Consider the following 26314-nt stretch of genomic DNA (forward strand, 5'->3'; position numbering starts at 1 on the left):
AATACTGGAATATCAAAGTGACACATTCTCTTGTTCGTAAATACGTTGGTATCTTTGCTGTACTATTTATACCGCCGATCATACTTCTATCGAGTATATCCATTTGGATGTTTATCAATGAAGTTGATAGCAAGAGAATGCTTGTTAAACAGTCGGAAATGCTGAATCTCTATCAGAGTGAAACCGTATTCGAACATCTGCTTGAAAGTGCCATTAAAGACCTCATGTTTCTTGCCTCCGTTGAAGATCTTCAACAACTGGTAATACAACCGGAGATAAATAGGAGCGCTGAAAGGGTGGCACTGATTTTCAAATCAATGCTTGAAGAAAAGCAGCAGTTTGACCAGATCAGATACCTCAATGAAGAGGGTAAAGAAGTGATCAGGGTGAACAATCGATACGGTGAGGGGGAAATTGTTCCACCAGAGAAGCTGCAAAACAAGGGTGGGAGGTATTACTTCAAAAACACTATGATGAAGGTACGAGAAGAGATCTTTGTTTCTCCGATGGACCTAAACATAGAACACGGTAACATCGAGCAGCCCTTCAAGCCGATGGTTAGATTTGCAACACCTATCTTTGACAAAGCAGGTGACAAGCATGGAATTGTTATAATCAACTATCTAGCAGAAAAGCTGGTATCTTTACTGGACCAGAAAGACCGCTCATCTTCACATCATTTTATGCTGCTCAATAATGAAGGATATTGGTTAAAAGGAGAAACGGCAGAAGATGAGTGGGGTTTTATGTTTCCTGAAAAAAAGCAACTTAAGATATCGAATCGCTACCCCGATGCCTGGAAGCAAATTGCACATGCAAGTTCTGGTCAGTTCACAACAGCTAATGGTTTGTTCAGTTTTTCTACCGTATCACCAGAAAGACTGTCAGGGGGGATAGTCCATGAAAAAATAGCGAATAACGATAAAATCGTAGAACAGGGAGTTCAATGGAAACTTGTAAGTTTTATACCAAATAGTGTACTCGAAGTACCTGCCAATAAATTAGCCAAACAATATTTTACCGTGAATGCTGTTTTGATACTAATCTGGGGTATTGTGGCGCTGTTATTGAGTCGCGCTAGGATGTACAGGATTGATGCTCAACGGCAATTACATGAAAAAGAGGAGAGGATCAGTGAAATCGTAAACAGTGCATTTGATGCGATTATTACAATTAATGAACGTGGTATTATAGAAACCTTCAATCCTGCTGCCTGCAAAATGTTTGGTTACCACGGGGATGAGATAATCGGGCAAAAGGTAAACATGTTGATGACGTCACCGGATCGCGAATACCATGATCTTCATATCCTGAACTTTATCGAATCAGGTGTTGGCAGGTTCGTTGGAAAACCGGGCCGCGTCACCGGTATAATGAAAGATGGAATACCCATTAAAATCGAGATCTGCATAGGTGCGAAACAGATAGCGGACCACTGGTTGTTCACGGCGATTTGTAGACAATATCATGAAGAGTAAGGACTGATAGAGGCACAGCATGAGCATAGGCTCTGTACGATATATATATTAATAAACGTATTAAACCAGCTTACATTTTGCTTGGTTCATGAATTATACCAGGTACTGGTTTTAAATATTTCTTTTCCTGGCGCGGGCCTTACTTCTTTCATGCAGTAACTTTTTCAGGCGAGCCATTAGCGGTAGATGACTGGCCGGGCAACTTGATGCCAATGCTTGAGGAGGCTTTGGTACCTCGTCCCAGGAATCAACTATCTGTCCATCAGTCAATTTAATCAGACGACCAGCGGCCCGTTTGACGTCTGGGTCGTGTGAAGAAATTAGAAATGTTGTACCAAGTCGTTGGTTTAATTCATGCATCAAGTGAATTAAGTGTCTGCCGGTGATGCTGTCAAGATTTGCCGTAGGTTCATCGGCAAGTATCAGCTTGGGACTTGAGGCAAGCGCACGGGCAACAGCAACACGTTGTTGTTGGCCGCCGGATAGTTGATCCGGCCGGCGATACCCAAGATGGCCAATTTCAACTTTATGTAACCAGTGATTAGCAATATCCAAGCTTTCACTGCGGCTCTTACCCTGTAATTGACAGACATAAGCGACGTTTTCTCGAGCGGTAAGCACGCGAATGAGATTATAGGCCTGAAATACAAAGCCAATATTGCGCAAGCGAAATTGTGTGCGTTGATCTCTGTTCATGTTGAGAATATCCTGCCCTAGAACAGTAACACTTCCACTATCAGCAGTTTCCAATGCGCCTATGATATTCAGTAGTGTACTCTTGCCTGAACCGGACCGCCCTGCAACAACAGCAAACTCACCGGATTTGATATCGAGATTGATGCCATGGAGCGCTGGAAATGGCATTGTTCCTACCCAGTAGCATTTATGCAGGTTATGGGTGCTGATTATTAATGCGTCCTGTTCGTTTGACATGAGTTAACTGAGTGTTTTGTGGATAAAAAGTTAAGGAAATGACAAGGTAATTCACACCAATCGGTTCATAAAAAACAAGGTAATCTTGTTTTTAGATTTGTAGTGTTCTTTGGCTGCATGTGCATCGAAATCACGGTATCACAGTTTATTGTATGCGTAATGCATTACTGAGTGATAAACGTGTGGCTCTCCATGCCGGATAGAGGCCTGCAAACAGTGCTGCAATAAGTGTGGCGCCCAGTATTTTTACTGCAGACTCCTGGGTCAACTTTGGATGTATGACTGGATCCATATAGAAAAACTCAAACGCATTCGTGAAACGTGTCAGGTTTATCCCGGTGTCGGCTAGCGAGTAGACGAAGGCACTACCCGCGATATAACCTAATATCGCACCAAAAAATATCAGCATGACGGCTTCCAGCAACAGCATGAAGAATACTTGTGATCTCATGGTGCCGATCGCAACGATGACTCCCAGTTCCTTTTGTCGCTCATGCAGCGATATAAGCATGGTGTTCAGAATCTCAATCAGTACCAGGATGATAACAACCAGCAAGACAATAAAACCATAGGCATCACTAAATTCAAGCCACTGCTTTACCATGGGGTCCAGTTCCTGCCACTGCATGATTTCATATTTACGCCCGGAAAGCTGTTGTGCAAACAGCCGATACAGGTTGTCGGTATGCTCATGCCTATCGGCGCGAATGACGATATCAGTGATAGAGTCACCCATCTGTAGCCAGTGTTGCGCACTGTTGAGGGTAATCAGGGCCAGGCTTCTATCAATCTGTGGTGCGCCTGTCTCGAGGATTCCACGCAGATAAAAGACCTCTGATACCATCTCACCGTTCAGGCGCTGTACCATCAGGATGACCCTGTCACCGAGGTCCGCGCCCAAATTTTGCGCGATAGTACGACCAAGTATCAGATCGTGGCTCATACCTGGTCTCAGCCATATACCTTCCGCTACACGCTGATCCATGGAAGTGACCCATGTCTCCTGTTCGGGATCGGCTGCCATGATCTGTACACCCGCGCTGCTGCCACCCACAGAAGCCAGACCCGAGGTGCGAATGCGCTGGGTCCAGCCCACAACTTCCGCATAACTCTGCATCAGTCTGGAAATCTGTTCCGGTTCCTTAATCCTGTCATTGAGGTTTTGCGATGCTTCAAAACCCCTGGCGTGGATCTGTAGATGTCCGGTATAGCTGAGAATGAAATTAGTCTTCATTTGACTCAGCCAGCCATCGTTCAAGGCACTAAGCAGGGTCAGTGTGGCTATACCGAAGCTCATGGTAAGCAAAGTGATCAGGGTGCGACGTCGATTGCGTACAAGATTGCGCATCGCCAACTGCAGATAGGTGAGTAGACCGAGGTGATGGGATTCAGCCATTTCTTATCGCTTCGACAGGTTGCAGCAGACTGGCGCGCCAGGCAGGGTAGATTCCAGCCAGCATCGAGGCGAGAAGAATCACGCCACTGGTGATGCCCAGGTGATCGAGTTTGAGCTGGGGATAGATCAACGGGTCGACGTAGAATCGAGAAGTGGATCCGAGCAGAATCGAAAGATCGATACCATAGAGTCCAGTGAACAATACGACGGCATACCCCAGAAGAATGCCGAATATTATACCGACTAAACCTATCACTATGGCCTCAATCAGGAGTATACCGGCTATTTGATAGCCGGTGGTTCCGATCGCCATTAACACGCCGAACTCCCTGGTCCTCTCCAGCATTGAAATTAGCATGGTGTTGAGCTCCCCGGCGAGAACGATAAATAGCACCACCCCGAGAAAAAGGTATAGAAAGCCATTATGCAGCGTCACCCACTCCTTCATAACAGGAAACATGGTATACCAAGGCATAACTTCAAGGGTGTCGTCCTGGAGGGCCTGTTCCAGTTCGGATACCAGTGAGGGAATCCGTTTTTCATCACTGTTTATGACAACGGTAGTTATCCTGTCGGTTAAATCCACCATCTCCTGCAGCGTTGCAAGGCTGGTGATCGCCATGCCCTTGTCCAATCCCATTTCCCCGCTAGTGATGATGCCTATCAAGGTAAGAGACTCTGCAACCATGGCGCCATAGCGGTCGTAACCGATGATGATCACCTCATCGCCAAGCTTGACTTGCAGGTTGGTGGCGGTGGTGGCGCCCAGAATCAGCACATACTCATCTTCGGGTGCCAGGAAACGGCCGATGCCAATCCGTTTTGAGATTTCGGTAACCCGTCCCTCATGCAAAGGATCCATGCCGATCAACATCACGCCCTGGGTAGTGGCGTCCGATGCGGCAAGACCGAAGCTCTCAAGACGCATGCTGTATTGAGATACACCTGCCTGTTGCAAAGCATCGATGACTCTTTGCGGATTGGTGATTGCCTTTGACAGTTCAGGATGTTGAAAAAACCCCTCATGGTGGATCTGGATGGAGCCAACAATGGCTTTTTGAAAGTTACCGAGCATATTGCGATGCAGCCCATCATTGAATCCCCATAGAAAGATCAGTGAGGCCAGGCCTACCGCAATGGCTCCGACGGTCAAGAAGGTACGGCGTCGATGTACGAGCAGATTTCTCAATGCCACAGTCAGGATAGTATGAATGACTGTTGAGCTCGGTTGGTTCATCTGCTTCCCGGGAAGTTACAAAAGTAAACCGTATACTCAAGGATAAAACATTTTCCTTTTATACAGTAACTGCAATTTAGGGTTATTTTCCCTTGGCAGGATCAAATATATCGTCTGCCAGTGGGACATTGAATTGGATTGACCTCAAGCTGATGACAGTGCTTTTACCCGATTGGTCAAGGGGGGTCATGGTCCAACGGGTTGGAATGAGACGTCCTCCCATCTCCTTGATCTGATCAAAGGTCATGCGTCGGTTTGCCCTTTTTTCACATTGATATTCCATTACCAGTGGGATTCCATCGGCACGAATGCGCTGCAGCAATCGTTTCCAGGTTACCTTGGCTGTTGCAGAGGGTGTTGATTCGATGGTCATAACCGCTTGTCCATCAACTTCTTCACGCTGAACGATACGGTGACTGTACTGATTGATGAGCGAATCTGTCTCCAACAGGTCTTGGTTATTGAAGTCAGAACCCATCCAGGGATCCTGCATCATTGCCGGTGAGATATTGATCTGTCTGCGAAGCTTGGGCAGATACATGGAGAGGATATTGTTGACCTTCAGGTAGATGGTGCCCTTGGTCTTGCGGGGCGAGAGTATTTCCATGCGAAAGCGGTTATTTTTTATATCATCGTGACTGCGAAATGACATATTACGCTGCCAGTCAGGTCGAATGATATCAACCTGATACTCAGCGACGGTACCGCTGGAGCGCATCAGCGCTTCGGTCTTTCTCAGCAGATCGACAGCTTCCTGCTCGGTTTCATCCGCCATGCTCCCGCTGCTGCAGATGATCAAGATCCAGAAAGCCTGAATTAATCCTTTCATGAAAAAAACGCACTCCCGAAGTCGGATATTTAGATAGTTAGATTATAAGCACTTGTTAATATATTGCCAGTCAAACCCCAGCAAGCTTTAACCATACCGAATCCCTCAACTGCTGAATGGGTGTCTTAACTCTTTGTAAAGAAAGAATATTACATGAGTCATCCATGCTCCGCGTGGATCCATCGGATTTGTAAAATCCTGTTTCAACGAACCATGGATAGGGTGGCAGGTGTTTGGAGTATCGACTGGTGGCAGATGAACGGGGATTTAACGACTGCCGTGCAATCGATTCATCACCTTCTGCAACTCCCCTTTTACGATCTCGTCGAGACAGTCAATGGCCTCCTCGATGGCGCTGTCGATCGCCTCGCGATCACTTTTTGAGGGGCGTCCCAAGACATAATTCACAACCAGATTGCGGTCATTTGGGTGGTCTATACCGATGCGCAGGCGATGGAAGTCCCTGCTGCCCAGGGCGCTCATGATGTCCCTCAAGCCGTTGTGACCAGCATGACCGCCGCCGGTTTTGAGGCGTACCTGACCCGGTTCCAGGTCAAGTTCATCATGTACCACCAGGATTTCGTCCGGAGCAATGCGGAAATAGTTGGCCAGACTGGATACCGCCTGACCACTTCTGTTCATATAGGTTTTCGGCTTTAAGAGGCGTATCTCTTCGCCGGCGATAATCGATTTACATACCAGCCCATGGTGGCGAGACTCGTTGCGAAAGGGTTGGTGCAGCTGTTGAGCCAGTCTGTCCACAAACCAGAATCCTGCGTTGTGGCGGGTCTCTTCATGCTCCGGCCTGGGATTCCCCAGGCCGACGATGAGTTTGATGGGGTGGTGTACCACTATAGACTCGCTTGCCCGGTCCTTTGCTCAAACCCGGCAGGATAGGCTGCCAGCAGTGAAGGGCAAGGGGGCTAAAACCAACCCCCCTGGGATTCAAACTACTCCTCGGGTTCCTCGCCAGGTTCCTCGGGCCCTTCTTCCTCTTCAGTCGGTTCGACTTCGGTGGTGTGGGCAGTGTGAATGGTGACAACGATCGGATCCTCGTTACCTTCGTGGGTGATCAAAGTGACACCGTCGGGAAGGGTCACTTCCGAGGCATGCAGGATAGCGCCCATCTCCAGGTTTGCCATATCGATCTCGATGAACTCGGGCAGATCCTTCGGCAGACAGGTGATCTCCATGTCACTCATGACGTGACTAGCCTGGCCGCCAGATTTGATGCCGGGGGAGATCGATTCGTTGATAAAGTGGAGCGGGATATGCAGGCGGATCTTTTCATCAGCTTGTACACGTTGAAAGTCAACATGCAGCAGAAAAGGTTTGGCAGGGTGGCGCTGCAGATCCTTGAGCACCACGGTCTCCTTCTTTTTGCCCAGTTTCAAGCTTAAAAGGTTGGCATAGAACCCCTCATTCTCCAGCGAATGAACCAGTTCGTTATGCGGTACACTGATCATTGTCGGCTCCTTATGGGCGCCATAAACGATTCCTGGTACCAGGCCGGTACGACGCAGGCGGCGGCTCGCACCTTTCCCTGAGTCGTTCCGTGGTTGAGCATTAATTTCAAAATTGGCAGACATGGCAGTCTCCGTATCTGTTAGGTTACTTGAACATGGATGCGCCGTTTCGCGACCAAATAGGCACACACTCGCTGAATCACAGCGGACGCGCGATTCTACCAGGATTGGTTAATTTTTCCAGCCCCAATGCTGAAACCTGTCAATTGCTATCCGGTTTGCGACTGCTGAGATTCCAGGGCCGGATAGCGGGCTCGCCCGGTGTGGGTCATAGACTCAAGCCTGGCCAGGTGAGCGGAGCAGATCAGTCGATGAAGAGCGAGCTGACGGACTCCTCGTTGGAGATGCGCCGCATGGTCTCCGCAAGCAGTTCAGCAATACTTACCTGACGTATTGGCGTGCACAGCTTAGCCGCATCGGAGAGGGGGATGGTATTGGTTACCACCAGCTCATCGAGTTGGGAATTGCTGAGATTGGCAACGGCAGGTCCGGAGAGTACAGGGTGCGTGCAGTAGGCTACAACCTTGGCAGCACCATGCTCTTTCAGGGCAGTGGCAGCCTGACAGAGGGTGCCCGCGGTATCGACCAGGTCATCGATAAGAATACAACTGCGTCCTTCCACATTGCCGATGATATTCATCACCTTGGCTTCATTGGGTCTGGGACGACGTTTGTCGATGATGGCCAGTTCCGCATCGTCGAGTCGTTTCGCCAATGCGCGTGCTCTCACCACACCCCCCACATCGGGGGAGACGACCACAATATCCGGATGTTTCTGACGCCATACGTCACCAAGTAAAATCGGCGATGCATAGACATTGTCAACCGGTATATCGAAGAAGCCCTGGATCTGATCGGCATGCAGGTCCACGGTCAAGACCCGGTCAGCGCCTGCGGCGCCTATCATTTTGGCTGCCAGTCGGGCAGTGATCGGCACTCGCGCGGAGCGGGGGCGCCGATCCTGTCGTGCATAACCGAAGTAGGGGATCACCGCGGTGATGCGCTTGGCCGATGACCAGCGCATGGCATCGATCATGACCAGCAGCTCCATCAGATTCTCATTGGTGGGCGCAGAGGTGGGCTGAACGATAAACACATCACGGCCACGGACATTTTCATGGATCTCAGCCATGACTTCACCGTCGCTGAAGCGACCAACCTGCATTTTTCCGAGCGGCAGGCTGAGGTGATCTACGATTTCATCGCTCAGTTCAGGATTGGCATTCCCGGAGAAGACCATCATGGCGGTGGCGGACATGGTTTTGATCCCCTTTGTCAAACAGTGTTTAGCAATGAATTGGCTGGGGCGGCAGGATTCGAACCTACGAATGCTGGGATCAAAACCCAGTGCCTTACCGCTTGGCGACGCCCCAATTAACTCAGTTCGGGTTGGAGTAACCCCAATAGCGGGGAATGGTTAATTCCGCGCGCAACAAAACCATTAAGGCTCGCGGGCTTTTTCTGAAGCAGGGCGCGAGCCGACTGCTGATCAGCAAAGGCGGCGAACACACAGGCGCCGGTGCCGGTAAGTCGGGCATCTGCGAACTGGTTCAGCCAATCCAGTGCTTGCGCCACTTCTGGGTGGCGTCTGCGTACAACGGGCAGACAGTCATTCTGACAATCGCCCTGCAGAAAGGCGCGTATTTTGATCCGGGGGGAGTGGCGTGTCAAATCAGGCTGGTTGAAGATCTCTGCAGTGGAGACGTGGCATGCAGGCTGTAACACCAGGTACCACTTCTCCGGGAGATCGATATCGGTCAACTCCTCACCTACCCCTTCAGCCCATGCTGCATGACCATGGATGAAAATCGGCACATCGGCGCCGAGGGTCAGGGCGATCTGTTTTAATTCAGGCTGTTTGAGAGCAAGGCCCCAAAGTTGATTGAGAACCAGCAATGTGGTCGCCGCATCCGAGCTGCCCCCGCCAAGCCCGCCTCCCATGGGGAGGCGCTTTTCGAGTTTGATTTCAACGCCTTGATCTGAGCCGCCTGCGGATTGCAGTTGCCGGGCTGCGCGATAGCAGAGGTTGTCCGCCGGTGAGACACCGCTTAAATCGTCATGCAGGATGATTTGGTTGTCATTGCGCCGTTTGAAGCGGATCCGGTCATGAAGATCGAGAAACTGGAACACGGTTTGCAATTGGTGGTAGCCGTCACTGCGCCTGCCGGTGATGCGTAACATCAGGTTCAGCTTCGCGGGAGCGGGGAAGGCCAGATTTTCGTCAGCCATACTGCATCCCGACATGGAATCAGTTGGCGGCGCCCAAACGGTTCATGACCGGGTTGATAAACCGGTTGTCGGGATCGCGCTCATTGGCTTCATTCCATACCTGGATAGCGCGCTCTTTTTGGCCCAATTGCCATAGCACCTCACCCAAATGGGAGGCGATTTCAGCATCGGGGCTGATTTCGGCGGCCTTATTGAGAAACTCCAAGGCCGCTTCCAGGTTGCCCATCCGGTACTCCACCCAGCCCATACTATCAAGAATGGCGGGGCTTTCCGGTTTCAATGCCAGGGCTTGTTGAATATAGCCCTTAGCCTCGTCCAGTCGGTTGGTTTGGTCGGCCAGGGTATAACCCAGAGCATTCAGTGCATCGGCGTGGTCGGGCTGGGAGGCGAGGATTTTTCGCAGATCATTCTCCAGTAGATCGATCCGTTTCAGATCGGCTGCATTCAATCCCCGGGCATAGAGTAGATCGTTATTGTCCTCAAAAATATCCAGGGCCTTGGTATAGACCTGGTGGGCGGATTCGAAATCATTCGCTCCGCGCAGCAGTTCGGCTTCAATGATATAGAATTTAACCTCATGCGCGCTCTGGGTGATACGCAGACGTTGTAGCGTTTCACGGGCCTGATCAAGGTTTCCCTGGTCAGCCAGGATTTTTGCGATGCGTATCTGTGCATCGACAAGATTCTTCCCCTCCACCCGGCTGTACCAGCCCAATGCCTGCTCAGGTTTCTTCTCCTCCTCGGCAATCATACCCAGGTAAAAACTGGCTTGATTGCGCTTCTGCCGCTTCTCGACAAGTCTCTTCAGGTAGACTTTAGCGTCGTCTAAGCGCTCCAGCTGCAGGTTGATGATGCCAAGTGAGAATGCGATATCGATGTCATCGGGGTCCTGTTCGTAGAGAGACTGATAAACGTCGAGTGCCTCTTCCGTCTTATCCATCTCAAGCAAGATTCTGGCGTACGCCTTTCCGAGTTGGGTGTTTTCCGGGGCATTGAGATAGGCCTGCTGGATAAATTCCAGTCCCTGCTCCTTTTGTTGCATTGCGATGATGGTTTGCGTTTTCAGGACCAGACTTTGGGTGGATGCCGGGTTGAGTGCCAGGGAGCGGTTGACGTAATCGAGGGCGAGATTGTGTTGTTTGGCGCGATTGGCAGTCAAGGCGAGTGCATAGAGTGCCTTCGGGTCTTGACTCTCTTCTTCGACTAATTGCTGCATAATCAGCAGCGCCTGATCGGGCGCGCCGGATTTTTCAGCAATGGCTGCTGCCTGGAGATAGCCTGACAGCCCCTGGCTGTTTGCAATCTTCACCACTTGCTGCAGCTGCTTAACAGCCTGACCCAGGTCGCTTTTGCGGATATACAGGACAGAGGCGATTTGGTGTGCCTTAAGCGAGTCTGGTGAAATTTCAACCCATAGGGTAGCTGCAGCGAGTGCTGCCTCCGGCATATTTGCCTGCAGACCCAGGCCGGTTGCGCGCTCGGCCGCACTCTCGTCTCGAGACTCTTTGGCAGCCTGGAGTGCATGTTCAAAGGCAAGTTTGCTATGGCCTCGCTGGGCGGCGATCTCGCCGGTAAGGGTGTTGTAGATCAGATCCCCGCTGAGTCCATCTGAACTTTGGGTCTGTAGTGTCTGTTGCTTCCCACCTTCTGGCGTGACCGGGAGCCCCGATGTGCTTGTCGGATTGTTGGCGCAAGCGGAGAGCAGGAGGCTCGGTAAAATTAGAAGATGCTTAATTTGCTGGTTGATATGCATATGTCTAGTAGTAATAAAGGTAATTAGCGCTTACTGCAAGTGTTCTCTCACACCTGGGGCGCCGTAAATCTGAGCCGGCAAAGCCTAGTATGATGCGCATCAGCCGACAGGGCTAGGTTGCCAAGCCGGATACTCATGCGCGATCTGGTTCCAACTATCTTTCGCCAGTGTCATGGTGAGGCGATTTCGGGCATATGCAATAGACAAAAAAATGTTTGGAATGTTGTATTGACTTTGCACGGTCTAGGCGTCAGAATGCCCGGCTCTCGCTTGGAGGGGTTCCCGAGTGGCCAAAGGGATCAGACTGTAAATCTGACGGCTCAGCCTTCGGAGGTTCGAATCCTCCCCCCTCCACCAGGTGAAATCGGGAAAGTGGTGGTGAAAGCCGGACATCTCGAAGCATTCTCCAGTCTAGTCATAGGGGGAGGATGCGAACCGATAAGAGGTTCGACGAAGGCGCTGAAAGCGACTTCGAACAACGCGCAAGGCGCGTTGGCCCGGAGGGCGGAAAGCCAGAGGCTTGGAGTAATCCTCCCCCCCTCCACCAGGTGAAATCGGGAAAGTGGTGGTGAAAGCCGGACATCTCGAAACATTCTCCAGTCTAATTATAGGGGGAGGATGCGAACCGATAAGAGGTTCGACGAAGGTTAGGTAATTTTAGGTTAGCGGTTGTGGTGAGCGAAGCGTCGCTTGGCTGCGCGGGTGTAGTTCAATGGTAGAACTTCAGCCTTCCAAGCTGAATACGTGGGTTCGATTCCCATCACCCGCTCCAAAAATGATTCTGTACTTGATTGTACAGGTGGCGGTAGTGCTGTGGTTGCAGCGCTACCGTTCGTTGTGATCCCGGCGGGCTTGCCCCTGAGGGTGGCAAGGGATTGATCGGTGAATTTTGCCCAGATAGCTCAGTTGGTAGAGCACACCCTTGGTAAGGGTGAGGTCGGCAGTTCAAATCTGCTTCTGGGCTCCATTTGACGACGGCGTGCGGAAGCGCGTGAATTTATCTTTATACAATAGAGAACCTGGAGAGCACTCATGTCCAAGGAAAAATTCGAACGCACAAAGCCGCATGTCAATGTGGGCACGATTGGTCATGTAGACCACGGCAAGACCACGCTGACGGCGGCCATCACAGTAGTCCAAGCTGCCAAGTTTGGCGGCGAGCAACGTGCATTTGACCAGATCGACAATGCACCGGAGGAGAAGGAGCGTGGTATTACCATCGCGACCTCACACGTGGAGTACGAGTCGGAGACGCGTCACTATGCGCACGTGGACTGCCCGGGCCATGCTGACTACGTGAAGAACATGATCACGGGTGCGGCGCAGATGGACGGCGCGATTCTGGTGGTTTCGGCGGCTGACGGCCCGATGCCCCAGACGCGTGAGCACATCCTGCTGTCGCGCCAGGTCGGCGTTCCCTACATCGTGGTCTACCTGAACAAGGCGGACATGGTGGACGACGAGGAGCTGCTGGAGCTGGTGGAGATGGAAGTGCGCGAGCTGCTCGACAGCTACGAATTTCCCGGTGACGATACCCCGATCGTGGTGGGTTCGGCGCTGAAGGCGCTGGAAGGTGACACCTCGGAGATTGGCAGCCAGTCGATCGACAAGCTGGTAGAGGCGCTGGACACCTATATACCGGAGCCGGAGCGAGCGGTAGACGGTGCGTTCCTGATGCCGATCGAGGACGTGTTCTCGATCTCGGGCCGGGGCACGGTGGTGACCGGTCGTGTGGAGCGTGGCGTGGTGAAGGTGGGTGAAGAGATCGAGATCGTCGGCATCAAAGAGACGACCAAGACCACCTGTACCGGTGTTGAGATGTTCCGCAAGCTGCTGGATCAGGGCGAGGCGGGAGATAACGTTGGGGTGCTGCTGCGTGGCACCAAGCGAGACGAGGTGGAGCGAGGCCAGGTACTGGCGCATCCTGGTTCGATCACGCCGCACACCCATTTTGAGTGTGAGGTGTATGTATTGAGCAAGGACGAGGGCGGCCGTCATACGCCGTTCTTCAGCAACTACCGTCCGCAGTTCTATTTCCGAACCACCGACGTGACGGGTGCCTGCGACCTGCCGGAGGGAGTGGAGATGGTGATGCCCGGTGACAACGTGAAGATGGTAGTGAAACTGATTGCGCCGATCGCGATGGAAGAGGGTCTGCGCTTTGCGATCCGCGAAGGCGGCCGGACCGTGGGTGCCGGTGTGGTATCCAAAATTATCGAGTAAGATCGGTATTGAAGTCTGCGGGGCGGGTCGAAGGCCCGTCCCGCTTTTACTATTTTAAGGCCAATAGCTCAATTGGTAGAGCAGCGGTCTCCAAAACCGCAGGTTGGGGGTTCGATTCCCTCTTGGCCTGCCATACAAATCGGCATACGGAACTATGAATTCTAAGTCCCAGGTAGAGGCATCGAGTCTCGATACTGTCAAGCTGCTGCTGGCAGTGGGGATCATTGTGGGTGGAATATACGGGTTCTATTACCTGGATGACTACTCACAACTCTTGCGTGTCCTGGGTCTGTTGGCCCTGGTGGGCGTATCCTCGTTTATCGCCTATCAGACGGCGGTAGGTAGGACCGTATGGGATTTTGCCACCTCCTCCAAGGTCGAGGTGCGAAAGGTTGTATGGCCTAGCCGGCAAGAGACGATGCAGACCACCTTGATTGTGTTTGTCATGGTGCTGATCATGGGTATCGTGCTCTGGCTGTTCGATATGATGTTGGGCGCAATCCTCAAGGCGCTGACCGGAACTGGATAAGGAGACGTTATGGCAATGCATTGGTACGTGGTCCATGCCTACTCCGGCTTTGAATCCCAGGTCCAGCGTTCACTCAAGGAGCGCATCGAGCGTTATGGCATGGAGGATAAATTCGGCGACATCCTGGTCCCTACCGAAGAGGTGGTGGAGATGCGCGCCGGCCAGCAGCGTAAAAGTGAACGTAAGTTCTTCCCTGGTTATGTGCTGGTGCAGATGGAGATGACCGACGATACCTGGCATCTGGTCAAGGATGTGCCGAAAGTGATGGGATTCATCGGTGGTACGGGCGATCGTCCTGCGCCGATCTCCGAGAAGGAGGCCAATTCCATACTGCAGCGGGTACAGGAGGGGGTCGAAAAACCCCGGCCGAAGGTTTTGTTCGAACCCGGCGAAGTGGTACGTGTCATCGATGGGCCTTTCAACGATTTCACCGGTGTGGTCGAAGAGGTCGATTACGACAAGAGCCGTCTGAAGGTGTCAGTCCTTATATTCGGCCGCTCAACCCCGGTGGACCTGGAATTCGGTCAGGTTGAGAAGGGCTAAGCGCCCAAACAGTTTTTTTGATAGTGAAACTATGGGGAGCCTGGGTGAGAGTCCCATGCGTTTGTACCCAAGATAGAGGTAAACATGGCTAAGAAGATAATGGCTTACATCAAGCTTCAAGTGAAGGCTGGTGAAGCAAATCCGAGTCCGCCTGTCGGTCCTGCCCTGGGTCAGCATGGCGTCAATATCATGGAGTTCTGTAAGGCCTTCAATGCAAAGACCCAGAGTGTGGAGAAGGGGTTGCCGATTCCGGTGGTCATCACCGTCTACAACGATCGCTCTTTCACCTTCATTACCAAGACTCCACCCGCTGCGGTGCTGTTGAAAAAGGCTGCGGGACTGCAGAAAGGCAGCTCTACGCCCAATACAACCAAGGTTGGCACGGTAACCCGTCAGCAGCTGGAAGAGATCGCCACCACCAAGATGCCGGACCTGACAGCTGCGGATATGGATGCGGCGGTACGCACCATCGCTGGCAGCGCCATGCAAATGGGTCTCAATGTCGAGGGGGTAGATTGATCATGGCTAAGATGACGAAAAGGGCCAAGGTAATCCAGGAAAAGCTCGAAGCCGGTAAGCTCTATCCAGCAGATGAGGCTTTCGGTCTTATCAAAGAACTGTCGACGGTTAAGTTCAGCGAGTCCGTTGATGTCAGCGTCAACCTGGGTATCGATGCGCGAAAATCGGATCAGGTGGTGCGCGGCGCCTCGGTGCTGCCTCACGGTACGGGGAAGACAGTGAGGGTGGCTGTGTTTGCCCAGGGTGCGAATGCTGATGCCGCCAAAGAGGCCGGTGCCGACAAGATCGGGTTTGAGGATCTGGCTGAGGAGATCAAGGGCGGCAATATGGATTTCGACGTAGTGATCGCTTCTCCGGATGCGATGCGCGTGGTTGGGAAGTTGGGACAGATTCTGGGTCCGCGTGGCCTGATGCCTAACCCCAAGGTCGGCACTGTTACGCCGAATGTGGCTGAAGCGGTGAAGAATGCGAAGGCCGGCCAGGTGCGTTACCGCACCGACAAGGCGGGGATTATTCACTGTTCCATCGGCAAGGCCGATTTCGAACCGCAGAAATTGAAAGAGAACCTGGAGTCCCTGTTGGTTGCGCTGGTTAAGGCGAAACCGAGCTCGGCAAAGGGTGTCTATCTGAAAAAGGTGACTGTCTCTTCGACCATGGGACCTGGATTGACCCTCGATCAGGCGTCCCTTGCCATTTGATAGCAATTTTATGCTGCCAGGTATCTCGCTTGGGGTGCCTTGCAGCGAACTAGAACTTTGGGGTGCCGGCCTGGCCGGTGCTGTCAAAGACCGCAGGTGCATGCTTGGATATGCTTAATCACCGCCTGCGCAGACGGAGCGCCCCCAATCAGGAATTTCCTGGTGATGGTGTGCGTGTGTTTATGACACCCAAGGTGTCATGTGTGTTGGGAATGAAATATTTCCCTTTTTCAGGAGGTAACGACTTTGCCACTAAATCTTGAGCAAAAGAAAGCCATCGTTGCCGAAGTCAATGACGTAGCGAGCAGTGCGCTGTCAGCAATAGCCGCTGAATATCGTGGGCTGACGGTTGAACAGATGACCCAGTTGCGGCGTGATGCGCGCAACGGTGGTGTCTATCTGCGGGTAGTAAGAAATACCCTCGCCAAACGCGCTCTCGATGATACGGATTTTGCCTGTATGCAGGAGGGTATGACAGGGCCTTTGGTCCTCGCCTTCTCCCAGGAGGATCCGGGTTCAGCAGCGCGCGTCATTAAGGACTTTGCCAAAGAGCACAAACTTCTCGAGGTCAAAATGGTATCTATCGGCGGCAAGTTACTTGCCCCCGGTGACATCGATGCCCTGGCCACGATGCCGACCTATGATCAGGCAATCAGCATGCTGATGGCCGTCATGAAGGCACCGGTTGAGAAGCTGGCTCGCACTATGAACGAAGTGCCTGGCAAGCTGGTCCGGACTGTGGCTGCGATCAAGGATGCCAAAGAGGCGGCTTGATCGGCTTTAACTTTATACACCTAAACGTGCAAACAATTTTTTCAGGAGTTCAATAATGGCTGTTTCTAAAGAAGAGATCCTCGACGCAATCGCCGAGATGTCCGTCATGGACGTGGTCGCGCTGATCGAGGCGATGGAAGAGAAATTTGGTGTTTCCGCGGCTGCGGCCGTGGCTGCTGCACCGGTTGCGGCAGCTGGTGGCGGTGAAGCCGCTGCGGAAGAGAAGACTGAGTTCGACGTGGTATTGGCTGAGATCGGCGGTAACAAGATCGCTGTCATCAAGGCTGTTCGCGGCATGACCGGTCTGGGCCTCAAAGAGGCGAAGGAGGCGGTCGAAGGTGCACCGTCCACGCTGAAGGAAGGTGTCAGCAAGGAAGAGGCTGAAGAGGCCAAAAAGCAGTTGGAAGAGGCGGGCGCCAAAGCCGAGATCAAATAAGATTCTCGTCTCGATCGTCTGCATACAGGTGCGGTTGGGGCTGGTGGCGCGAGCCACCGGCCTTTTCCCGCTTGTCACGCGGGTGTTTGGCGGTCCCGATACTCGGGAATCACTGAACCCTCGCTCACCTGAACTGAAAATGATTCAGGATTTAGAATATATAGGCGTTGCTCATCAACCGGCTGGATGTCGGATTTTGACTTCGCAATCACCAAGCCTTTGACACAGAGGGACGGCAGCATGGCCTATTCTTTCACCGAAAAAAAGCGTATCCGCAAAGACTTCGGTAAACGACCCAGCATCCTGGATGTACCGTTTCTGTTAGCCACCCAGATTGATTCCTATCGCGGGTTTTTACAGGATGGGGTACCACCTGAAGAGCGACAGGACATCGGGTTGCATGCGGCGTTCAAGTCTGTGATGCCGATTACCAGTTATTCGGGCAATGCAGTTCTCGAGTATGTTAACTACAAGCTTGGTGAGCCCGTATTCGATGTTCGGGAGTGCCAACTGCGAGGTACAACCTACGCGGCACCTCTGCGTGTGCTGGTGCGTCTCGTTATCTATGATAAGGAGGCCCCTGCCGGTTCCAAGGTGGTTAAGGATATCCGTGAACAAGAGGTCTATATGGGAGAGCTTCCCCTGATGACCGACACCGGCACCTTCGTGATCAATGGCACCGAACGGGTCATCGTGTCACAGTTGCACCGCTCTCCAGGTGTCTTCTTCGATCATGATCGCGGCAAGACCCACTCCTCGGGCAAGCTACTCTTTTCTGCCCGGGTCATACCTTATCGTGGCTCATGGCTCGACTTCGAATTCGATCCAAAGGACAACGTCTTTGTGCGCATCGATCGCCGGCGCAAACTGCCCGCGACCATTCTGTTGCGTGCGCTGGGTTTCGATGCCGAACAGATTCTCGAAATGTTTTTCGAGACAGACACCTTCAGCATCACCAAAAAAACCCTGAAAGTCGATCTGGTACCAGAGCGTTTGCGTGGTGAAACCGTCAGTTTTGACATCAAGGTAAGCAGCAAGGTCATCGTCGAAGCCGGAAGGCGCATTACTGCGCGCCACATCCGCGATCTTGAAAAGGCAGGTGTGAAGAAGCTGGATGTGCCTCGGGATTTCGTCTACGGCAAGGTCCTGGCACACAATATCGTTGATAAGGAGACAGGTGAGCTGATCGCTGAGGCGAATACCGAGATCACCGATGAGTTGTTTGAGTCCCTGGTCGAGAACGGTGTGAAGAAGCTGAATACGCTCTTCACCAATGACCTGGATCACGGATCATTCCTGTCCGATACTCTGCGCATCGATCCTACCACCAATGAGCTGGAGGCCCAGGTCGAGATCTACCGCATGATGCGTCCTGGTGAGCCGCCGACTAAGGAAGCGGCGCAGAATCTGTTCAACAACCTGTTTTTCACTTCGGATCGCTACGATCTCTCAGCCGTCGGCCGCATGAAATTCAACCGCCGTCTGAGTCGAGAGGATGAGATTGGCGAAGGTGTGCTATCGAAAGATGACATCATCGATGTGCTGAAGGAGTTGATCAATATCCGTGACGGTAACGGTGTTGTGGATGATATCGATCACCTGGGTAACCGTCGTATACGCTGTGTTGGTGAGATGGCCGAGAATCAGTTCCGTGTCGGGCTGGTGCGTGTCGAGCGAGCGGTGAAAGAGCGTTTGACCCAGGCCGAATCTGAAGGTTTGATGCCCCAGGAGATGATCAACGCCAAACCGGTCTCCGCGGCAATCAAGGAGTTTTTCGGTTCCAGCCAGCTGTCCCAGTTCATGGATCAGAACAACCCGCTTTCCGAGGTGACCCACAAGCGGCGTGTTTCAGCCCTCGGCCCAGGTGGACTCGCCCGCGAACGAGCAGGCTTCGAGGTGCGTGATGTACATCCGACCCACTACGGTCGTGTCTGCCCCATCGAGACGCCTGAGGGCCCGAACATCGGTCTGATCAACTCGCTGGCGGTGTATGCGCGCACCAACAAGTTCGGTTTCCTGGAGACCCCTTACCGTAAGGTGGTGGATGGCAAGGTGACCAATCAGATAGACTACCTCTCCGCAATCGAGGAGGGACGTTTCGTTATCGCCCAGGCCAATGCATCGCTTGACGGCAAGGGTAAGTTGACGGACGAGCTGGTCTCATCCCGTTTCCAGAATGAGTTCACCCTCTCCGGCCCGGATAAGGTGCAATACATTGACGTCTCGCCAAAGCAGATCGTCTCTGTAGCGGCTTCATTGATCCCATTCCTGGAGCATGATGATGCCAACCGGGCGCTGATGGGTTCCAACATGCAACGCCAGGCCGTTCCCGTACTGAGGGCTGAAAAGCCCCTGGTAGGAACCGGTATCGAGCGCGTGGTGGCGGTCGACTCGGGTGTTACCGTGGTCGCCAAGCGCGGCGGTGAGATCGAATCCGTGGATGCGGCGCGTATCGTGGTGCGGGTCAACGACGATGAGACCGAGGCGGGTGAGCCGGGTGTGGATATCTACAACCTGACCAAATATACCCGTTCAAATCAGAATACCTGCATCAACCAGCGACCCCTGGTGAACGTTAGGGATGTAATCGCGCGGGGCGATGTGTTGGCCGATGGTCCTTCTACCGATATGGGTGAGCTGGCACTGGGTCAGAATCTCCGCGTCGCCTTCATGCCCTGGAACGGCTACAACTTCGAGGATTCGATTCTTATCTCCGAGCGTGTCGTGCAGGAGGATCGTTTTACTTCGATTCATATCGAAGAGATGACCTGTATGGCCCGTGATACCAAGCTTGGTCCTGAAGAGATCACTGGTGATATCCCGAATGTGGGTGAAGCGGCGCTCTCCAAACTGGATGAGTCCGGTATTGTCTACATCGGGGCCGAGGTGCGTGAAGGGGATATCCTGGTCGGTAAGGTAACCCCTAAAGGCGAGTCCCAATTGACCCCGGAAGAGAAGCTGCTGCGGGCCATATTCGGTGAAAAGGCGTCGGACGTAAAAGACACCTCGTTGCGTGTTTCTTCCGGCATGGTCGGAACCGTTATCGATGTCCAGGTGTTTACCCGCGACGGCGTTGAAAAGGATGCCCGGGCGTTACAGATTGAGCAGGTCGAGTTGGACCGGGTACGCAAGGATCTGGATGACCAGTTGCGCATCATGGAAGATGACACCTTTCAGCGTGTGGAAAAGATGCTGATGGGCAAAGTGGTTGACGGCGGCCCTAACCAGATCAAGGCGGGCGCCAAGGTCACCAAGGGCTATCTGGCCGAGATGGAGCATGACAAATGGTTGGAGATTCGCCTGCGCAATGATGAATCGGCTGCCCAGCTGGAGGCTATCGCCGAGCAGATCAAGGTGCAGCGCGAGCTGTTCCGCGACAAGTATGAAGAGAAGAAACGTAAGTTGACCGCCGGGGATGACCTCGCCCCTGGGGTATTGAAGATGGTCAAGGTTTATGTGGCCTTGAAGCGGCGTGTGCAGCCCGGAGATAAGATGGCTGGACGCCATGGTAACAAGGGCGTTATCTCCACCATCGTACCGGTTGAAGATATGCCTTTCGATGAGCATGGCGAACCGGTGGATATCGTGCTCAACCCCCTCGGCGTACCCTCGCGGATGAATGTGGGACAGGTGCTCGAGACCCATCTCGGCTTCGCGGCCAAGGGTGTGGGGCGCAAGATCGGCGCGCTGTTGGATGCCCAGGGCAAGATTGTGGAACTGCGTAAGTTCCTCGATAAGGTCTATAACAGCAGCGGTAAATCCGAGGATATAAAGTCGTTGACCGATGCAGAGGTGTTGGCGATGTGTGACAACCTCAGACAAGGTGTGCCGATGGCGACCCCGGTGTTCGATGGTGCACACGAATCCGAAGTAAAGCATATGTTGGAGCTGGCGGGATTGCCGGAGAGTGGTCAATGCAGGTTATACGACGGCCGGACCGGTGACTCGTTCGAACGTGAGGTCACGGTCGGTTATATGTACATGCTCAAGCTGAACCACCTGGTGGATGACAAGATGCATGCCCGTTCCACCGGGCCGTACAGCCTGGTGACCCAGCAACCCTTGGGCGGCAAGGCGCAGTTTGGCGGTCAGCGTTTCGGTGAAATGGAGGTATGGGCGCTGGAGGCCTACGGTGCCGCCTACACCTTGCAGGAGATGCTTACTGTCAAGTCGGACGATGTCAACGGTCGTACACGCATGTACAAAAACATCGTCGATGGTAATCATCAGATGGAAGCCGGTATGCCCGAGTCGTTCAACGTACTGGTCAAAGAGATCCGTTCGCTGGGCATCAACATCGAACTGGAACAGGACTGAGGACTGACCCTGGTCAGTAACCGAATGCAGGAGAGACGATCTTGAAAGATCTACTGAATATTCTAAAGCAGCAGGGTCAGACCGAAGACTTCGACGCCATCCGAATCGGACTGGCATCACCGGACATGATCCGTTCCTGGTCCTATGGCGAAGTGAAAAAGCCGGAGACCATCAACTACCGTACCTTCAAACCGGAACGGGATGGCCTGTTCTGTGCCAAGATCTTTGGCCCGGTCAGCGATTATGAGTGCCTGTGCGGCAAGTATAAACGACTCAAGCATCGCGGTGTGGTGTGCGAGAAGTGCGGTGTGGAGGTAACCCTGGCCAAGGTACGGCGTGAGCGCATGGGGCATATCGAACTTGCCAGTCCGGTGGCCCATATCTGGTTCCTCAAGTCATTGCCGTCACGCATCGGTCTGTTGATGGATATGACCCTGCGCGATATCGAACGGGTACTCTATTTCGAATCCTTCGTGGTGGTCGATCCCGGCATGACCCCGCTGGAGCGTGGCCAGCTGTTGACCGACGAGCAGTATCTGGATGCCATCGAAGAGAATGGTGATGAATTCGATGCCCGGATGGGTGCGGAAGCGGTCTACGAATTGCTGAAGACCATCGATATCCCGGAAGAGATCAAACGTCTGCGTGAGGATATCGACGGCACCAACTCCGAGACCAAGATCAAGAAATTCACCAAGCGGTTAAAATTGCTGGAGTCGTTGAACGAATCGGGCAACCGACCGGAGTGGATGGTAATGACGGTACTCCCGGTATTGCCACCGGAATTGCGCCCCCTGGTTCCCCTGGATGGCGGCCGCTTCGCCACCTCGGATCTGAATGACCTCTATCGTCGGGTGATCAACCGGAATAACCGCCTGAAACGGCTGCTTGATCTGAATGCGCCGGATATCATCGTACGTAACGAAAAGCGCATGTTGCAGGAGTCGGTGGATGCGCTGCTCGATAACGGACGGCGTGGACGGGCCATAACCGGCACCAACAGGCGCCCGTTGAAGTCCCTGGCCGATATGATCAAGGGCAAGCAGGGGCGTTTCCGTCAGAATCTGCTCGGCAAGCGTGTCGACTATTCCGGGCGTTCGGTGATCGTGGTGGGTCCGACCCTGAAACTGCATCAGTGCGGTCTGCCTAAGCGTATGGCGCTGGAACTGTTCAAACCCTTTATCTTCAGTAAGCTGCAGCTGCGTGGCCTGGCTACGACCATCAAGGCGGCCAAGAAACTGGTGGAGCGAGGCACCGGCGATGTCTGGGATATCCTGGAAGAGGTGATTCGCGAACATCCGGTAATGCTTAACCGGGCGCCGACCCTGCATAGACTCGGTATCCAGGCCTTCGAGCCTGTACTGATCGAAGGCAAAGCGATCCAGTTGCACCCGTTGGTCTGTACCGCATTCAACGCCGACTTTGACGGTGATCAGATGGCTGTCCACGTGCCCCTCTCGCTGGAGGCCCAGCTGGAAGCGCGCAGCTTGATGATGTCGACCAATAATATTCTCTCCCCCGCCAATGGGGACCCGATCATCGTGCCCTCGCAGGATGTTGTATTGGGCCTCTATTTCATGACCCGTGAGCGGGTCAATGCCAAGGGTGAGGGATCTGTCTTCAGTGATATCAAGGAAGCCAAACGTGCCTATGAATCGGGCGCTGTCGATCTGCAGGCGCGGGTAAAAGTCCGCCTGGAAGAGGTGATTGTCGATGAAGATGGAAACAGAGACGAGAGCATCCGCATAGTTGATACCACTATCGGTCGGACCCTGGTATTCGATGTGGTTCCCCAAGGTCTGCCCTTTGCGCTGGTCGACCAACCGATGGGTAAGAAGGTGATCTCGAACCTGATCAATGCCTGTTATCGCAGGTTGGGTTTGAAGGATACGGTGATCTTTGCCGATCAGCTGATGTACATGGGATTCCGTTTTGCCACCCGTGCCGCCGTCTCTTTCTGTTCCAACGATATGGTAGTGCCGGAAGAGAAGACCAAGATTCTCGGTCAAGCCGAAGCAGAGGTGAAAGAGATCGAGAATCAGTATACCTCCGGTTTGGTGACCAATGGCGAGCGCTACAACAAGGTGGTCGATATCTGGTCCCACACCAATGACCAGGTGGCGAAGGCGATGATGTCCAAGCTGGGCAAGGAGCAGGTGCTTGATCGCGAGGGCAAGAAGGTCGAACAGGACTCCTTCAACTCAGTCTATATGATGGCTGACTCCGGAGCCCGTGGCTCAGCTGCCCAGATACGTCAGTTGGCGGGTATGCGCGGTCTGATGGCAAAACCTGATGGCTCTATCATCGAAACCCCGATCACTGCGAATTTCAGAGAAGGTCTCGATGTATTGCAGTACTTTATCTCTACCCATGGCGCCCGCAAAGGTCTGGCTGATACAGCGTTGAAGACCGCCAACTCGGGTTATCTCACCCGGCGTTTGGTTGATGTGGCCCAGGATATGGTAGTGCTTGAAGAGGAGTGCGGTACCGAAGAGGGTCTGCTGATGCAGCCCATCATCGAGGGCGGTGATGTGGTAGAGGCGTTGCGTGAACGAATTCTCGGACGGGTTACCGCGGTACCTGTGTATCGTCCCGGATCGGATGAGGTTGTATGTGAAGCCGGAGTCATGTTGGACGAAGAAGGGGTCGAAAGACTTGAAATGGCGGGGGTCGACCAGGTCATAGTACGTTCCGCCATCACCTGTAATGCGAAAGTAGGTGTCTGCGCCAATTGTTATGGTCGAGACCTGGCGCGTGGGCATCTGGTGAATCGAGGTGAGTCGGTGGGTGTCATCGCGGCCCAGTCGATTGGTGAACCGGGTACCCAGCTGACCATGCGGACCTTCCACATCGGTGGTGCGGCCTCGCGGGCAGCTTCTGTGAATAATATCCAGGTCAAGGCTGCGGGAACGGTCAGACTGCACAATATCAAGACCGTAAAGCACTCGAGTGGACACTTGGTTGCCACCTCACGTTCCGGTGAGCTGACGGTTGTGGACGAGGTCGGTCGCGAGAAGGAGCGGTATAAGGTGCCCTATGGCGCGACGCTGCAGGTCGATGACGGGAGTGGTGTCGATGGCGGACAAATCGTCGCCAACTGGGATCCACACACCCACCCGGTTATTACCGAAGTGGCGGGTGTGCTGCGTTTCGAGGATTTTGTCGATGGGGTCACGGTGCAGAAGAAGACCGATGAGGTCACCGGTCTGAGTTCCCTGGAGGTCATCGATCCCAAGCAGCGTCCTGCTGCAGGCAAGGATATCCGCCCGATGGTGAAGCTGGTGGATGCCAAGGGTAAGGATCTGAATATCGCCGGTACCGACATTCCAGCCCACTACTACCTACCCGCGAATGCGGTGGTGAATGTGCAGGATGGGGCCGACGTGGGCGTCGGTGACGTGCTGGCGCGTATTCCTCAAGAATCTTCCAAGACCCGTGATATCACAGGTGGTCTGCCCCGTGTTGCCGATTTGTTCGAGGCACGCAAACCCAAGGATCCGGCAATTTTGGCAGAGGCCACTGGAACCGTCAGCTTCGGTAAGGATACCAAAGGCAAGCAGCGGCTTATCATCACCGATTCAGATGGTGAGCAGCATGAAGAGCTGATCCCCAAGTGGCGGCATGTGAACGTGTTCGAAGGTGAGCATGTGGAGAAGGGCGAAATGATCTCGGATGGTGAGCTCAATCCGCATGACATCCTGCGCCTGAAAGGGGTGACAGATCTTGCCGAGTACCTGGTCAAGGAGATCCAGGACGTCTACCGCTTGCAGGGCGTGAAGATCAACGATAAGCATATCGAGGTGATTATTCGCCAGATGCTGCGTAAGGTTGAAGTCACGGCTTCAGGCGATGGCCGCTTCCTGAAGGGTGAACAGGTGGAGAAATCCGCGTTGTTGGAAGAGGCGGATAAATTGCGTGGGGAAGACAAATATCCCGCTCTCTTCGAGCCCTTGCTGCTCGGTATTACCAAGGCATCCCTGGCCACCGAATCGTTTATCTCGGCCGCATCCTTCCAGGAGACGACCCGGGTACTGACAGAGGCGGCGGTGCGTGGCCTGTCGGATCGTCTGCATGGATTGAAAGAGAATGTCATCGTGGGTCGCCTGATACCCTCTGGTACCGGGCTCTCCTACCATACTGAACGCTACCGTAAACGCCATGAGGAGCAGCTGGCTTCCGAGGCGAAACCCGAGCTGGTGGTGGAAGAGGTGGAGCAGGCGTTCAAGGAGGCACTCAACACCCCTGAATCGGAGTAGCTGGGTTGCGGGCTATTTTGGTTACACTCTCTTGACAAGAGGGTGGTGCGGGCATAGAATGCGCGCTCCTTAGACAGGCCGGCCTATGCCGGCCTCTCGTTTCTGCCTCTCAATTATTCGTCTAAGACGTTGTTGAGTAAGGTTTATTCTGACCAGAGAAATTGCATACGCTTTCTGTTGTAAATGTCGCAGCAGAAAGGGTTCGACTTCTCCGGTTTTTTTTATGCAAAGTACAAACATCACGTCCCTGGAGACGGAATAGATGGCGACAATTAACCAACTGGTGCGCAAGCCCAGGAAACGTAGAGTCCAAAAGAGCAATGTACCGGCATTGGATGCCTGTCCGCAGCGGCGCGGCGTGTGTACGCGTGTCTATACCACGACACCGAAAAAGCCCAACTCCGCATTGCGTAAGGTTGCTCGTGTCAGATTGACCAACGGCTATGAAGTTTCAAGTTACATCGGTGGTGAGGGTCACAACCTTCAGGAGCACTCGGTGGTACTGATTCGTGGCGGCCGTGTAAAGGACTTACCTGGTGTTCGCTATCATGTGGTGCGCGGTAGCCTCGATACCTCGGGTGTCGAAAAGCGGCGTCAAGGTCGATCCAAGTACGGCGCGAAGCGTCCGAAAAGTTAAT

General features: G+C 53.3%; 20 protein-coding genes, 5 tRNA genes and 1 other RNA gene. 16 read left to right on the forward strand and 10 right to left on the reverse strand.

Annotated elements, in window-relative coordinates:
* The first annotated feature begins 107 nt into the window (after nucleotides 1–107).
* Nucleotides 108–1478 carry a PAS domain S-box protein gene (locus tag R2K28_RS02525; protein ID WP_316367853.1) on the forward strand — a complete coding sequence of 457 codons (1371 nt, stop codon included), beginning with the start codon at nucleotides 108–110 and terminating at the stop codon, nucleotides 1476–1478.
* A 111-nt stretch (nucleotides 1479–1589) separates the two neighbouring features.
* Here R2K28_RS02525 and R2K28_RS02530 read toward each other — a convergent pair whose 3' ends face one another.
* From R2K28_RS02530 to R2K28_RS02575, 10 genes are all read right to left on the reverse strand, one after another.
* On the reverse strand, nucleotides 1590–2411 hold the full coding sequence (locus tag R2K28_RS02530) for an ABC transporter ATP-binding protein (protein WP_316367854.1): 822 nt from the start codon (nucleotides 2409–2411) through the stop codon (nucleotides 1590–1592).
* Between the two features lie 145 nt (nucleotides 2412–2556).
* Nucleotides 2557–3807 carry an FtsX-like permease family protein gene (locus tag R2K28_RS02535; RefSeq protein WP_316367855.1) on the reverse strand — a complete coding sequence of 417 codons (1251 nt, stop codon included), beginning with the start codon at nucleotides 3805–3807 and terminating at the stop codon, nucleotides 2557–2559.
* A complete protein-coding gene (locus tag R2K28_RS02540) occupies nucleotides 3800–5044 on the reverse strand; it encodes an ABC transporter permease (protein WP_316367856.1) in 1245 nt (414 codons plus the stop codon). The genes R2K28_RS02535 and R2K28_RS02540 overlap by 8 nt, the downstream gene beginning before the upstream one ends.
* An 82-nt stretch (nucleotides 5045–5126) precedes the next feature.
* A complete protein-coding gene (locus R2K28_RS02545; protein ID WP_116448798.1) occupies nucleotides 5127–5873 on the reverse strand; it encodes an outer membrane lipoprotein-sorting protein in 747 nt (248 codons plus the stop codon).
* A gap of 267 nt (nucleotides 5874–6140) precedes the next feature.
* Entirely contained in the window at nucleotides 6141–6725 is a 585-nt protein-coding gene (pth, locus tag R2K28_RS02550) for an aminoacyl-tRNA hydrolase (protein ID WP_316367857.1), read from the reverse strand.
* A 98-nt stretch (nucleotides 6726–6823) separates the two neighbouring features.
* Nucleotides 6824–7462 carry a 50S ribosomal protein L25/general stress protein Ctc gene (locus R2K28_RS02555; RefSeq protein WP_316367858.1) on the reverse strand — a complete coding sequence of 213 codons (639 nt, stop codon included), beginning with the start codon at nucleotides 7460–7462 and terminating at the stop codon, nucleotides 6824–6826.
* A 241-nt stretch (nucleotides 7463–7703) separates the two neighbouring features.
* Nucleotides 7704–8657: a ribose-phosphate diphosphokinase gene (locus R2K28_RS02560; protein ID WP_116444745.1), complete on the reverse strand. Its 954-nt coding sequence runs from the start codon at nucleotides 8655–8657 to the stop codon at nucleotides 7704–7706.
* Between the two features lie 40 nt (nucleotides 8658–8697).
* Nucleotides 8698–8772, reverse strand: a tRNA-Gln gene (locus tag R2K28_RS02565).
* Between the two features lies 1 nt (nucleotide 8773).
* Nucleotides 8774–9628, reverse strand: coding sequence for a 4-(cytidine 5'-diphospho)-2-C-methyl-D-erythritol kinase (gene ispE / locus R2K28_RS02570; RefSeq protein ID WP_316367859.1), 855 nt, complete (start codon nucleotides 9626–9628; stop codon nucleotides 8774–8776).
* Nucleotides 9629–9647: 19 nt separating this feature from the next.
* Complete coding sequence (locus R2K28_RS02575) at nucleotides 9648–11381, reverse strand: tetratricopeptide repeat protein (protein WP_316367860.1); 1734 nt, start codon at nucleotides 11379–11381, stop codon at nucleotides 9648–9650.
* A gap of 272 nt (nucleotides 11382–11653) precedes the next feature.
* On the opposite strand from R2K28_RS02575, the gene R2K28_RS02580 reads away from it, so the two are divergent.
* From R2K28_RS02580 to rpsL, 15 genes are all read left to right on the forward strand, one after another.
* Nucleotides 11654–11738: transfer RNA gene (locus R2K28_RS02580), tRNA-Tyr, on the forward strand.
* Between the two features lie 50 nt (nucleotides 11739–11788).
* Nucleotides 11789–11928, forward strand: a non-coding RNA gene (locus tag R2K28_RS02585) — RtT sRNA.
* Nucleotides 11929–12079: 151 nt separating this feature from the next.
* Nucleotides 12080–12153, forward strand: a tRNA-Gly gene (locus R2K28_RS02590).
* Between the two features lie 119 nt (nucleotides 12154–12272).
* Nucleotides 12273–12348, forward strand: a tRNA-Thr gene (locus tag R2K28_RS02595).
* A 65-nt stretch (nucleotides 12349–12413) separates the two neighbouring features.
* Nucleotides 12414–13604, forward strand: coding sequence for an elongation factor Tu (tuf, locus tag R2K28_RS02600; protein WP_316367861.1), 1191 nt, complete (start codon nucleotides 12414–12416; stop codon nucleotides 13602–13604).
* A gap of 57 nt (nucleotides 13605–13661) precedes the next feature.
* Nucleotides 13662–13737, forward strand: a tRNA-Trp gene (locus R2K28_RS02605).
* A 21-nt stretch (nucleotides 13738–13758) separates the two neighbouring features.
* On the forward strand, nucleotides 13759–14133 hold the full coding sequence (gene secE / locus R2K28_RS02610) for a preprotein translocase subunit SecE (protein ID WP_316367862.1): 375 nt from the start codon (nucleotides 13759–13761) through the stop codon (nucleotides 14131–14133).
* 9 nt (nucleotides 14134–14142) lie between these two features.
* Nucleotides 14143–14676 (forward strand): transcription termination/antitermination protein NusG, encoded by a 534-nt coding sequence (gene nusG / locus R2K28_RS02615; RefSeq protein WP_116444831.1) that lies wholly within the window; start codon nucleotides 14143–14145, stop codon nucleotides 14674–14676.
* A gap of 84 nt (nucleotides 14677–14760) precedes the next feature.
* Entirely contained in the window at nucleotides 14761–15195 is a 435-nt protein-coding gene (gene rplK, locus R2K28_RS02620; protein ID WP_116444830.1) for a 50S ribosomal protein L11, read from the forward strand.
* A 2-nt stretch (nucleotides 15196–15197) separates the two neighbouring features.
* Nucleotides 15198–15893: a 50S ribosomal protein L1 gene (rplA, locus tag R2K28_RS02625; protein ID WP_316367863.1), complete on the forward strand. Its 696-nt coding sequence runs from the start codon at nucleotides 15198–15200 to the stop codon at nucleotides 15891–15893.
* 246 nt (nucleotides 15894–16139) lie between these two features.
* Entirely contained in the window at nucleotides 16140–16667 is a 528-nt protein-coding gene (gene rplJ, locus R2K28_RS02630; protein WP_116444828.1) for a 50S ribosomal protein L10, read from the forward strand.
* 55 nt (nucleotides 16668–16722) lie between these two features.
* Complete coding sequence (gene rplL, locus R2K28_RS02635; protein WP_116444827.1) at nucleotides 16723–17103, forward strand: 50S ribosomal protein L7/L12; 381 nt, start codon at nucleotides 16723–16725, stop codon at nucleotides 17101–17103.
* 240 nt (nucleotides 17104–17343) lie between these two features.
* Nucleotides 17344–21420 carry a DNA-directed RNA polymerase subunit beta gene (gene rpoB, locus R2K28_RS02640; RefSeq protein ID WP_316367864.1) on the forward strand — a complete coding sequence of 1359 codons (4077 nt, stop codon included), beginning with the start codon at nucleotides 17344–17346 and terminating at the stop codon, nucleotides 21418–21420.
* Nucleotides 21421–21461: 41 nt separating this feature from the next.
* Nucleotides 21462–25676 (forward strand): DNA-directed RNA polymerase subunit beta', encoded by a 4215-nt coding sequence (rpoC, locus tag R2K28_RS02645; protein ID WP_316367865.1) that lies wholly within the window; start codon nucleotides 21462–21464, stop codon nucleotides 25674–25676.
* Between the two features lie 262 nt (nucleotides 25677–25938).
* On the forward strand, nucleotides 25939–26313 hold the full coding sequence (gene rpsL, locus R2K28_RS02650; protein WP_116444825.1) for a 30S ribosomal protein S12: 375 nt from the start codon (nucleotides 25939–25941) through the stop codon (nucleotides 26311–26313).
* Nucleotide 26314: the final 1 nt, after the last annotated feature.

The organism is Candidatus Thiodiazotropha sp. CDECU1 (assembly GCF_963455295.1).
GTDB lineage: Bacteria > Pseudomonadota > Gammaproteobacteria > Chromatiales > Chromatiaceae > Thiodiazotropha.